At 38.6% G+C, this 11,812-nt stretch carries 14 protein-coding genes; 4 read left to right on the forward strand and 10 right to left on the reverse strand.

Translation table 11 applies throughout. The annotated features are described in order from the left end of the window. Position 1: 1 nt before the first annotated feature. Both ACFX4W_RS15520 and ACFX4W_RS15525 read left to right on the forward strand, forming a co-directional pair. Positions 2–1,012 (forward strand): FecCD family ABC transporter permease, encoded by a 1,011-nt coding sequence (locus ACFX4W_RS15520; protein WP_043979306.1) that lies wholly within the window; start codon positions 2–4, stop codon positions 1,010–1,012. After that, complete coding sequence (locus ACFX4W_RS15525) at positions 1,009–2,016, forward strand: FecCD family ABC transporter permease (protein WP_043979308.1); 1,008 nt, start codon at positions 1,009–1,011, stop codon at positions 2,014–2,016. Before ACFX4W_RS15520 ends, ACFX4W_RS15525 begins: the two co-directional genes overlap by 4 nt. A 90-nt stretch (positions 2,017–2,106) precedes the next feature. Here the strand turns inward: ACFX4W_RS15525 and ACFX4W_RS15530 are convergent, their stop codons facing one another. Beyond that, positions 2,107–2,274: a YfhD family protein gene (locus ACFX4W_RS15530; protein WP_075420553.1), complete on the reverse strand. Its 168-nt coding sequence runs from the start codon at positions 2,272–2,274 to the stop codon at positions 2,107–2,109. Between the two features lie 128 nt (positions 2,275–2,402). On the opposite strand from ACFX4W_RS15530, the gene ytzI reads away from it, so the two are divergent. Next, positions 2,403–2,537: a YtzI protein gene (gene ytzI / locus ACFX4W_RS15535; protein WP_016763550.1), complete on the forward strand. Its 135-nt coding sequence runs from the start codon at positions 2,403–2,405 to the stop codon at positions 2,535–2,537. Between the two features lie 29 nt (positions 2,538–2,566). Here ytzI and ACFX4W_RS15540 read toward each other — a convergent pair whose 3' ends face one another. The 4 genes from ACFX4W_RS15540 to ACFX4W_RS15555 form a co-directional block, all read right to left on the reverse strand. After that, positions 2,567–2,764 (reverse strand): helix-turn-helix domain-containing protein, encoded by a 198-nt coding sequence (locus tag ACFX4W_RS15540; protein WP_013082432.1) that lies wholly within the window; start codon positions 2,762–2,764, stop codon positions 2,567–2,569. A 45-nt stretch (positions 2,765–2,809) separates the two neighbouring features. Continuing rightward, positions 2,810–3,238, reverse strand: coding sequence for a MarR family winged helix-turn-helix transcriptional regulator (locus tag ACFX4W_RS15545; protein ID WP_043979311.1), 429 nt, complete (start codon positions 3,236–3,238; stop codon positions 2,810–2,812). Positions 3,239–3,299: 61 nt separating this feature from the next. Next, positions 3,300–4,925, reverse strand: coding sequence for a DHA2 family efflux MFS transporter permease subunit (locus ACFX4W_RS15550; RefSeq protein ID WP_043979312.1), 1,626 nt, complete (start codon positions 4,923–4,925; stop codon positions 3,300–3,302). Between the two features lie 33 nt (positions 4,926–4,958). Next, positions 4,959–5,597 (reverse strand): biotin/lipoyl-containing protein, encoded by a 639-nt coding sequence (locus tag ACFX4W_RS15555; protein WP_013082429.1) that lies wholly within the window; start codon positions 5,595–5,597, stop codon positions 4,959–4,961. Positions 5,598–5,876: 279 nt separating this feature from the next. Here ACFX4W_RS15555 and ACFX4W_RS15560 point away from each other — a divergent pair, with 279 nt between their 5' ends. Then, the gene (locus ACFX4W_RS15560) at positions 5,877–6,338 is read left to right on the forward strand and encodes a MarR family winged helix-turn-helix transcriptional regulator (protein WP_016763546.1); all 462 of its coding nucleotides are present in this window, start codon (positions 5,877–5,879) and stop codon (positions 6,336–6,338) included. A gap of 49 nt (positions 6,339–6,387) precedes the next feature. Here ACFX4W_RS15560 and ACFX4W_RS15565 read toward each other — a convergent pair whose 3' ends face one another. The 5 genes from ACFX4W_RS15565 to ACFX4W_RS15585 all read right to left on the reverse strand — a co-directional run bounded on the left by ACFX4W_RS15565 (position 6,388) and on the right by ACFX4W_RS15585 (position 11,607). Next, positions 6,388–7,191, reverse strand: coding sequence for an endonuclease I family protein (locus ACFX4W_RS15565; RefSeq protein ID WP_013082427.1), 804 nt, complete (start codon positions 7,189–7,191; stop codon positions 6,388–6,390). Continuing rightward, positions 7,188–8,147, reverse strand: coding sequence for a S8 family peptidase (locus ACFX4W_RS15570; RefSeq protein WP_043979318.1), 960 nt, complete (start codon positions 8,145–8,147; stop codon positions 7,188–7,190). The genes ACFX4W_RS15565 and ACFX4W_RS15570 overlap by 4 nt, the downstream gene beginning before the upstream one ends. Positions 8,148–8,345: 198 nt before the next feature. After that, positions 8,346–9,086 (reverse strand): DsbA family oxidoreductase, encoded by a 741-nt coding sequence (locus ACFX4W_RS15575; protein ID WP_034653288.1) that lies wholly within the window; start codon positions 9,084–9,086, stop codon positions 8,346–8,348. A 143-nt stretch (positions 9,087–9,229) separates the two neighbouring features. Further along, positions 9,230–10,486, reverse strand: a complete 1,257-nt coding sequence (locus ACFX4W_RS15580) for an alkaline phosphatase (protein ID WP_043979322.1) — start codon at positions 10,484–10,486, stop codon at positions 9,230–9,232. Positions 10,487–10,626: 140 nt separating this feature from the next. Further along, on the reverse strand, positions 10,627–11,607 hold the full coding sequence (locus ACFX4W_RS15585; RefSeq protein WP_043979324.1) for a DUF3231 family protein: 981 nt from the start codon (positions 11,605–11,607) through the stop codon (positions 10,627–10,629). Positions 11,608–11,812: the final 205 nt, after the last annotated feature.

Genomic DNA, 11,812 nt, shown 5'->3' on the forward strand with positions numbered 1-11,812 from the left:
TATGAAAATAGACAATCAGCGTTTCATTCCTTTTTTATATAAATTAATAGGTGCCTTGCTCGTATTCATCATAATGTTTGGTTATTCAATGATTTTTGGCGCTGCTGATATATCGATAAAAGATGTGTGGCTAGCACTTTCATCAAGCAGTGTAAACGAACAGATTTCGATCATCCGAGATATTCGTTTACCTCGTGAAATCGCCGCTGTTTTTGTTGGCGCTGCTTTATCAGTATCAGGGGCGATTATGCAAGGTATGACAAGAAATCCTCTTGCAGATCCAGGACTTTTAGGCTTAACTTCTGGCGCAAATGCAGCTTTAGCTGTAACCATTGTCTTTATCCCTTCTGTAAATTATTTAGGTATTACGATTGCTTGCTTTATCGGAGCTGCGGTTGGCGCAATTTTGGTATTTGGAATTGCTGCTATAAAAAGAGGCGGTTTTTCTCCGCTTCGAATTGTACTAGCCGGGGCTGCCGTTTCAGCGTTTCTTTATGCGATCGGAGAAGGCGTCGGTATTTATTTTAAAATTTCAAAAGATGTATCGATGTGGACTGCTGGCGGAATGGTAGGCACTTCTTGGGAACAGCTTCAAATCATTGTTCCTTTTATTGTGGGAGGTATATTCATTGCGCTTTTGCTTTCCCGGCAGCTTACTATTTTAAGCTTAAACGAAGAAGTCGCTGTGGGGTTAGGTCAGCAAACAACAAAGGTCAAAACCGTTTTATTTGTTGTCATGATTCTTCTTGCAGGTGCTTCTGTTGCGCTAGTCGGAAACATGGTGTTTATCGGCTTGATGATTCCTCATATTGTACGAGGAATTGTAGGAACCGACTATCGTTATATTATCCCTATGTCCGCTGTCACTGGCGCAGCGTTTATGCTGCTCGCTGATACGTTGGGCCGAACCGTAAGTGCGCCTTATGAAACACCGATAGCAGCAGTTGTATCCATGATTGGTTTACCTTTCTTTTTAGTCATTGTTCGTAAAGGAGGAAAAGCATTCTCATGATCCACCCAACGCTTATTAGAAAACAACGAATAATTATGATGCTGCTCACTGTTTTGATTCTTGGAACGATTGTAATAGGGATGGGGCTTGGGGATGCCTCCCTTCCTTATAATAAAGTATTTCCTACTCTTTTTGGCAAAGGGGATTTTGCAGATGAGTTTGTTCTTTTTTCAATTCGACTTTCGCGAATTATCATTACTCTTTTAGCAGGAATGGCTCTAGCTTTATCAGGCGCTATCTTACAAGGTGTTACGCGCAATGACTTAGCGGAACCTGGAATTATAGGAATTAATTCGGGAGCAGGCGTCGCAATTGCCGTATTCTTTTTATTTTTTCCAATTGAAGCTGGCTCTTTCGTGTATGCTCTTCCGTTAGTAGGGTTCATCGGTGCCTTGTTTACAGCTTGTCTTATCTACCTTTGTGCATATAGTAAAAGCCAAGGACTGCAGCCTGTAAAACTTATTTTAACAGGCGTAGGTTTTTCGATGGCTCTTTCTGGAATGATGGTGGTGATTATGTCATCAGCTGATCGTGCTAAAGTTGATTTTATTGCTAAATGGATTGCAGGAAACATTTGGGGGACAGACTGGCCTTTTATATGGGCACTTCTACCTTGGCTGCTTGTCTTGATTCCTTTTATATTGTACAAAGCAAATTCATTAAACATTTTTAACTTAAATGAAGCTGCAGCTATTGGAGTCGGTATCGCTATGGAGAAAGAGCGTATCACATTGCTTCTAGCCGCGGTTGCATTAGCGGCAGCCGCAGTTTCAGTTACAGGCGGCGTGGCCTTTATTGGGCTTCTTGCTCCTCATATTGCCAAAGGCTTAGTCGGACCGAGAAACCAGCTTTTTATTCCCGTTGCCATTTTACTTGGCGGCTGGCTCTTGCTGATTGCAGATACAATAGGACATAACATTGCCGATCCTAACGGTGTACCAGCAGGAATTATTGCCGCCGTAATCGGTGCTCCTTACTTTGTTTATTTACTTTTGAAAAAATAATAAACGAGGCTGAGAAATAACGAACCACTAATCAAACATTTCGATTAGTGGTTCGTTTTTCACTTGGGCTAAAATACTTTTATCTCAGCTTTAGTTTTGCTTTTTTTGTCTTTCATCTGCAGCGTTCGCTCTAGCCTGAGCTTCTAAATCGTCTTGGTCTGCTAATTCACGAGAAAACTCTTCGTCTACTCCATCTGCTTTAGATGCAGGATAATCCGCTACCTTTTTTAATTGTTTTTTCAACTCTTTTTCATTCATTATAAACACTCCTTTATTTTAGGCTGTTACTAGTATGCGTTTGTCGTTTCTGCACTATGTGGAGAAAGAAGGAATTTCACCAATAAGACCGAAAGCATACGTAATAAGAAAAAGAAAGGACGTTTTATATGATCATCATTATTACGCTCTCTATTATCATTGTATTTGTTATTTTACTGCTATGCATAGTTACTACTTCGAAAGCTTACGATTACAAACATACGGTAGATCCGCTTACAAAAAAACAAGACGAAAAAAAGTAGGTGCGCTCGTTTCACACCTACTTTTTGTATTACCCTTGCAGTGTTTTTAAATCGTGATCGTTCAATTGAAATGCTTGCTTAATTTTGTCTTCCAAGTTTTTTGTTACTCTTCGCTTCCCCACTTCAACCAGTGCAATTAAAGAAAAACTGCAGTTTACTGCTTGAGCGAAGTTTCGCTGATTCATATTGTAGTTTTTTCGAATGTTTTTTACCGTTTCTTTATTCATTTACACTCACTCCGCTTAACTCAATATACTTTTTTCTACTCAAGTTCAAGTCACATGTTCATCTAGCTGTCGACAGAGCGTGAGAAATTGCTGCTGTTCTTCTTCTTTATAGCAAGCAAACAGTTTTTCAACCCCTTGCTGCATGTCTTTTTCAGCAGCTTGAATCACTTGCTTCCCTTTGTTTGTAAGCTCGACCATAACTTTACGCCGATCTCTTTTTGAATGGTAGCGCTCCACAAGATTCAGTTCATACAAACGTGTAATCGATGCTGTAATAACGCTTGGGCTCGCCTTTATCTCGTCTGCCACTTTGGTGACAGGCATTGTATCTGCACGTTCAACAATCAGTAAAATATGATATTGAAAAGGGGTAATTCCGTAATGCTGTAAAAGGCTTTTTACATTTGTCATTACTTTTTTGTTTAAAGATATTGAAATTCTTTGAATTTCTTCACCAAATATCAATGGATCCATCCACCTCACTGCCCCTTTCTCTCCAACATTTTTATGATGAACTTTAGATTTCTATAGCTCCTTATGAATTTATACTTTTCGGAGCTGGAAGCATACGAATATCTTCCTCTTGAGCTTTTGATTTCTTTTCTTCGACGACTTTATCTTTACGTACGTCACGAAGGAAGAAACTTAAAATTAAACCAATAACAGAAATTGCTGTTGCCCAGTAAAAGGCATCGTTAATACCTTGGATCGTACCTTGCTGCGTCATTTTTCCAGATAAAACCTTCAGCGCTTGCTGCTGAGCCTGATCTTGTGATAAATGCAAAGTAGCAGCTACTTTTTGTACAAATAAATGAAAGCTGTTCATAAAGAATGGATCAGCCATATTCATGGAACTGCTGATTTCATTTACATGATACGTTGTACGGTTCGTAAAAATGGTCGTCATTAAACTAATACCAATTGAACCACTTACTTGACGAAGCGTATTAGACATTGACGTTCCGTGACTGCTTAGTCGCTGCGGAAGCTGATTCAAACCGGCTGTCATAATCGGCATCATTAAGAGTGACATGCCGAACGAACGGATAATATAAATCGCTAAAATATGATTAAACGGTGTATCCATCGTCAGCTTCGTAAATTCAAACGTTGAAATAGATGTAATGAGCATACCAACGATTGCTAGCGGACGAGGTCCCACTTTATCAAACAATGTACCTGAAATCGGCGACATAACCAGCATAACAAGTGCGCCAGGAAGCAACAGCAGTCCTGAATCAAAAGCAGAATATCCGCGGATATTTTGCAAGTAAATTGGAAGCAAGAACATGCCTGCATACATACTGATTGTAATCGCAATACTAATAATATTTGATAGTGAAAAAATATTATATTTGAATACACGCATATCCAATAGCGGCTTTTCAGATTTAATTTGTTGAAGAACAAATATAATTAAAAGAACTGCCCCGCCAATGATTGTAGAAAGAACAACTGAATCCGTCCAGCCGTCATTTCCAGCTTCACTGAATCCATAAAGCAATAATCCCATACCTGCAAGTGATGTCATAACAGAAGGCATGTGAACTTTTACATCCTTTGGAGGCTGAATGTCTTTTAATTGAAAGAAAGCAATAATTAATACAATAGCACCTAATGGCACCATGCCGTTAAAAAGGATGTGCCAATCATAGTTTTGAATAACCCATCCAGATAACGTTGGTCCAATAGCCGGTGCGAACATCATGGCTAAACCAAAAATCCCCATCCCTTTTCCTCGCATGTGAGGAGGGAAAATAAACACGATAATGGTCATAACAAGAGGCGATAAGACACCTCCGCCAATAGCTTGAATTAAACGGCCGGTAAGCATAATCGAAAACGTAGGTGCAATTCCGCAAATCAATGACCCTACTGTAAAACAAAACATTGCAAATAAGAACAAGCGACGCACACCAAATCGTTCAATTAAAAAAGCTGAAAGCGGAATTAATGCCCCGTTTACAAGCATATATCCAGTTAACAACCACTGAGCTGTATTTGCCGTTACGCCAAACTCAGTAATCAAATGCGGGATGGCTACGTTCAGTAACGTTTGGTTTAATATCGCAAGAAACAAACCAAGCATTAAAACAATCAATAGCGGAATATGCTTTTTGATGGATCCATCACTTGTGTTTTCTATACTGGCTGTCATCATATTTCCTCCCTTCTTGAACTGTTGTAGTAAGAATTAGTCTTTCGAAATTTTTACTTCTGCGTTCATACCTGGCAGTACATGCTCTGAATAATTAGAAATAGAAATTTTCACAGGAACCGTTTGAGACACTTTTGTGTAGTTTCCATCTGAGCTTGAGTTCGATGTTAAAGATGAAAGTGAATTGGTTGCATATCCAATTTCTTCGACTTTGCCGTCGATTTTTGCACTGCTGTCTCCGTCTACCGTTACATCTACATCGTCGCCTTCTTTAATATCCTTAAGCTGATCTTCTTTAATATTTGCTACGATAAATAGGTCTTTCATATCTACTTCCGTTGCAATTTGCTGTCCAGCTTGAACCATTTGATTTTCTTTTACGTTTGTTTGAATAATTTTTCCATCTGCTGGCACTTTAGCAGCTACAGACCCTTTTTCAGCTTGAATTTTAGCAATTTCAGCATCTTTTGATACATCATTTCCTTCTTCTACTGTCCAGCTTGCTACTTTACCTGCTGCAGGTGCAACTACATTGTATACATCTCCGGATACTTTAGCGTTATCCGTTGTAATATAGTTCGATTTTTGAACGTAATAATATCCTCCTCCAATTAATAAAGCTAAAATAACGATAATTCCAATAAAATTTGTTACCATTAAGCGACTTCTAGACATTCATTACTCCTCCTTAATACTTCACTAATAAAATTACTTTTTTATATAGCTTTTTCATAAAGATATTATCTCCATCTATTATGAGATATGTTTCTTTACAATCATCTATTTGGTTAACCACCTAAATAACTTTATCATAAAGATATTTTTTCGTAAAGATATTAATTTAAAAATAATAATGGTGGTTAAAGATAATCATTGCCATCCTTTACAATTGTTTCATTTTATTTTAGAGTTAGTTTATATACGTCCGTAGTGTACAAGGAGATGGAAGCTAGCATGGATAACAATTTAGATTCAAAAATTGAACACCTTTATCAAATTAACACATCTTTTTTTCAATATATGCGGCATTTAGTCGAAGAAACATTAAAAACACAGCCTTATCACTTAACACCCACTAAATTTTATATCTTAAACTACATTGCCAGCGGCACAAAGTATATGGTAGCAGATATTTCAAATAAACTTCACTTAACCTCGGGCGCTACAACTAGCTTATTAAATCAATTGGAAGAAGAATCTCTCATTCAGCGCGTGCGAGACGAAAAAGACCGGAGAGTCGTGTGGGTTTCACTGACCGATGAATCAAAGAAACTTGTTTCAATGATTACAGAGAAGCGAAATGGATTTTTAAAAGATATGCTAGCAGCTCTAAGTGTAGAAGAACAAGAAGAATATTTTCGCTTATTAAATAAAATGGACGCCCTTTTAAGTGATAAATATGGATTTTCATATTAGATTATCCAAAAGAGCTCCGCTTCGAATTGAAGCGGAGCTCTTCGCTATTTTAGAAAGCAGAACTCATTAACGCACCTGCTTTGTCAGGAAAATCGATAAAAGGATTTCGGTTGCCTTGCAATTCAAAGATTGCTGCATTGCGATGTTTTTCATAAAGTGAAACAGTAAATTCTTCATGCCATTTTAGTAAAAGAGGAAGATCTACTCGCGAAGAGTCAATTTTATTATGATAGCGAATTAAAAAATAAAGAGTTGATCGAGCCACAATTCCTTTTCCATATTCAGGTTCAAACTTACCTTTTTCTGCTTTGCCACATCCTTCTTTCACATCTGATTGCTTTACTTCCGGCGTATAATCCGCGAAGTCAATATAAGAAGAATTACCTCTTCGACTGTTACAAGAAGGTTCACACGCAAATAAATGATGCAAATCGCCTCTCATAGGCTCTTGTTTCCCAAACCAAGATTGTGGGACAACATGCTCACAGTTTAGCAGTATATCATTGCTTGAAAGAGAGGAGTTACTAAGCGACTGAAGTTGATCAATATCTTGCTGTATAGTTTCTAACGGATCCATCCCTTTCCCTGAGTATAGACTTTTCAGCTCCCCATTCTCCTGTAGATCCACCCAGGGATATACATATTTATGCGGCGAATAACTTAGCAAATGCTGATGCGTTTCCTTTAACAACGTTTGCATGGCTTCTCTTTCAAAGAGCGTATCTTGATAATAAAGATTTTTATTTTCTTCATCTGTCTTTTCATCATAATAACTTCGATTGTTTGCGTATTCGTGATAAAGAGCTTTTGCCTGCTGCTTTTCCATCATTAGCATATCTAAACTGCTTCTCATCCGATCACCTCTGAAGTCATTTGACGTTGAATTTCACGCAACAGCTTTTCAACAACGGTCAAGTGCACAAATCCGTTTCCTACTTCTCTTGGTGATTCATTTAATGGAAGGGTTCTTCTGATTAACTGTGCATAAAGCTCTGGTTCTGTAAGTTCTCTTCCAAACATTTCATTTGAAAGAACTTTTATCAATCCTAAGGCCCCTGCTACGTGAGGTGTTGCCATAGAGGTTCCGCTCAGTGCGGCATACTTTCCATTCAAGTAAGTTGATACGACCTTCTCTCCCGGAGCTACTACATCTACTTCGTTGTTTGAGTTGGAAAATACCGAAGATCGTTTCTCTGAATCAACAGCTCCTACGCTAATCACTTCATTATATGAGCCTGGGTACGCAAACTCATCTGTGGAGCCTTCTCCATCTCCTTCATTTCCCGCTGCGCAGACAACTAAAATATTCTGATCAACAGCATCTTGAATCGCTTCATGTAGCTCAGGCACATCCGACGGACCTCCAAGCGACATCGAAATGATATCTACTTTTTGCTCGATGGCGTAGTTAATACCTTGAATAATCCACTCGTATTGACCTGAACCATTTCCATCAAGTACTTTTAGGATAAGTAAGCCCACTTCAGGAGCCACTCCTACAACACCCGTTCCATTATGCGCTGCTGCAATTGTGCCTGCTACGTGAGTGCCGTGACCATTATAATCTTGAAAAATATCTGGATTTTGTTGATCATCTTGTGTAAAGTTTTTTCCTCCAATAATTCGCTCCTGCAAATCTGGATGTGTAACATCACAGCCGGTATCCAAAACCGCTATGGTTATTCCCCGTCCCTTTGTTTGCTTCCATACTTGCTCTGCTCCAATTAGAGCGACTCCTTCTGGGACTTCATTAAATTGATTCAATTGTTCAACTACTTGAAATGGGATAATGCGCACTTTGCTCTTCATTCAGATTCCCCCTGCAGGATTAAATGGAAGGTAGTTCATGGTGGGATCACTTTTAATCGCTTATTTTTGGAGCTTACTCATCGAGGTTTGTTGCTTCTAAACTTATTATAACACAAAAACAGAACGTATGTTTGTTTTTGTGAATTTTTTTGCAAATAAATAAAAAGCAGAAGCGGAAATTCCGATTCTGCTTTTTATTTATTGTTGGTTTTTAGAGGAATCAGGAACGGCACATTGACCATCTGCACAAAAGGCATCATCTGCTCCTTCTGGAGAAAGGCTCTTCAAAGCGGGAGTCGGATTTTCTTCTTCCCATACTTGTTGGAGAGCTCCTACAAATGTTTCGACTGGCTGTGCACCTGAAATCGCATATTTTTGATTAACAACAAAATATGGAACACCGCTAATGCCATATTGCTGAGCCGTTGCTTCATCACTGCGCACTTCATTTGCGTATGCGTTTTTATCCGCGAGAATTTGACGTGCTTCTTCTCGGTCAAGACCTGCATCTTCTGCAACAGCAACCAGCGTCTCTTCTTCACCTAGATGTTTTGATTCAGTAAAGTATGCATATAAGAGTTTTTCTGTAATGGCTGCTTCTTTTCCTTGAGCTTTTGCAAATTTAGCTAAGCGGTGAGCATCAAATGTATTAGTTGGCTTCATATCGTCAAAATTAAAGGATAAGCCCACACTAGCTGCCTGCTGTCCGATTCCTTCATTTGCTTGCTTCGCTTGTTCAATCGTCATTCCATATTTAGCAGCAAGAGCTTCATTAATTGTTTTGCCAGTATTAACTGGGGCGTTTGGATCTAGCTCGAAACTTTTAAATTCAACCTGCACATCATCTTTGTGTGCAAATTGCTGAAGCGCTTGCTCTAATCGGCGCTTTCCAATATAACAAAAAGGACAGACAAAATCTGACCATACTTCTATTTTCATCGTGACACCTCTTCAATTCAAGATAATTCTTATCGTAGCATACCTTTGAAGAAACTCCATCATAACTTGCTCACACAAAGCAAAAAATAAGGTGTTGATTTACATACTAAGTATATTAAATCAACACCGTACTTTTATCTCACTTATTTTAAATTCATTGCTTTTAGAAGAGCATCATGTAAATACGTATTTTCGTATACTCCAGTAAATCTTTCTGAGCCGGCACCCATTGCATTTAAAGGAACGTCTGATGACGTATGCTCTTCAGTTGTCCAATCCGCAACGAACTGCTCTTTTGAATGAGCGATTGCAAATGGTCCATCTTCTTTTGATGCTTCATCTCCACCGTTATCTTTATTGTCTACTTTTTCAAGTGCTAAACCTCCGGTTGCATGGTCAGCTGTTACTAATACGAGAGTGTCTGGGTGTGTTTTAGCATAAGCTTTAGCCATCTTCACCGTATCATTAAGCTGCTTACCTGCTTTAATCATGAGTTCAGCATTATTATTATGAGCCATTTCATCAATCGCTTCCTCTTCTACTACAAGAAAGAACCCTTTTTTATTTTGTGATAGCGTATTGATTGCTTTTTTTGTCATGTCTTTTAGAGATACTTGAGGGTTGTACACATCACCTTGGCCTTCAGGGGCTTGTTGAAACATTTCTTCATTAGCAAACAGACCGAGCAATTTTGTTCCTTTAGCATATTTTAATTCATTTTCGTTATTAACGTATGTATACCCAAGTTTTTGTGCTTTGTTTACTAAGTTTCCTTGCGTTCCTTTGCTTCCTTCAGTTTTATCTTCTGGCGGGGCATCTGGATGTGCACCTTCATTTCCTTTTGTGTACCAATAATCTTCTCCGCCACCTAGAATCACATCTATCTTACTGTTTTCAAGATACTGCTTCGCGATGTCACTTTGAGCACTTCGATCTTTAACATGTGCGCCAAAAGCAGCTGGAGTTGCGTCTGTTACTTGACTTGTTGTCACAAGCCCCGTCGTTTTCCCAGCTAATTTTGCTTTTTCTAAAACTGTTTGAACAGACTTTCCTTTCATATTTACGCCAATAGCGCCATTATAACTTTTAACTCCTGAAGCCATGGCTGTAGCAGCTGCTGCAGAATCCGTAACAAATGAATTTCCTGAAGATGTATGGACTCTCCCTACTGCCGGCATATCATCCATTGCTAACTTTCCATTTGCTCCTACGGCGGCCAGTCGGATCGCATCACGATGATCGGTACCCATACCGTCTCCAACAAAAAGAATAACATTTTTAGCTTTTTGGTTATTTACGCCTTTAGCTGCTTTAGCATCTGTTGGTGAATTTGTTCCAAATGCCAGCGCTGCTACAGTTACCGCTGATAATACTGCCGCTCCAATTGCACGTTTTTTCATTGTTTACACCCTTTACTGTTTATTATTGACATAACTTAACTGTACACGCAGTCTGTTAAATCAACTTGAATAAAAGGTTAAAGGTGTGTAAAGATATATAAACTTCCATTTACAATGCATGAAAGAGGCTTTCCTTTTAGCTAATCAATACTTGGCGGAACTTCAAGCCAGCCTTTTTTAATCATAATTTCTGTTGCTTCGCTTGCATATTGAAACGCCTCTTCTCCTATCAGCATCATTTTAGCCACAATATCTCTTCGAAAACTAAATGCTGCTCCAAACGCCTGACTTCCGATACTGAAGTTACTTAGTAAAATATCGCATGTCAGCATCAAACGATCCGAAAAAGCAGGCGTTTCAGAAGTCGTTATGCTTCCTGTTGAGGCAACAGAAGGTGAAATATCGTCTTGTATAATTATTTCTTCAAGTCGCGTAATAATTTTTTTACTAAGCTCTTTTCCTTTCAAAAAATGCTTTTTCACTTCGGCATCTTTCGCCGTTTGAGAAAAAGCCTTCATTAACTTCATCCCGACAATGTTTGTTTCGACTCCATGATAAATCTGCGCTAGCTCCATCGTATTTAGTACTCTTTTGTCCGCAAATACATTTAAGCCGCTCAGATATTTTCTATCCGAAACAAACTCAACGGTAGTTGGCATCGGAATATAGGGTGGGCGGGATAAAATTCCTTTTCTCAATAAGTACTGCGTACAGGAATCGTAGCACTCTTGCGTAATTTTTGTTAAATCTTGATAAAATTTCACCACATCTTCTCTGTAGGCCTTGCCTAAACTTAATGTATACATCCCCATACTAATTTCTTTGATGACACGAAGAAACATAATATCAAATCCGTTAGTAAATAGTTTTGGAGCCTGTACATTTACGTCTTGAGATGAAAGCCCCGTTGGCACTACCGCTCCTTCTTTTTCAAATATTGTTTTTATTTTTCGTATGTATATAATGAGCTGCTCACGCAAGTCCGTCATAATTGTTTTAGCATCTTCATCATCCGCATGTTCAATCATATAATCTAACAAGCAAATAATTAACGTTTTCTGCTGATATGTCATCCACAGCGTCCCAATTTCGCTTGAGGTAATACTAGGTTTGTCAGGCACTGTTACTTCCCTCCGCTTCTTCAGCTTTGTTGAGTACGTCTGTTTCTTTGAAAATAGAGCATACTCATTGTACATTTACTTATCATTATGCTATCCAACATTCTGTTTTTTATTTCCCCCCTGACCTATAGCTTTTGGGCAATAAAAAAACAGCTCTAATTACAGAACTGCATCTTACGTTTGATTTGCACAGTTAAGATACTAA

Origin of the sequence: Priestia sp. YIM B13489, from assembly GCF_042787645.1 — a bacterium.
Lineage (GTDB): Bacteria > Bacillota > Bacilli > Bacillales > Bacillaceae_H > Priestia > Priestia megaterium.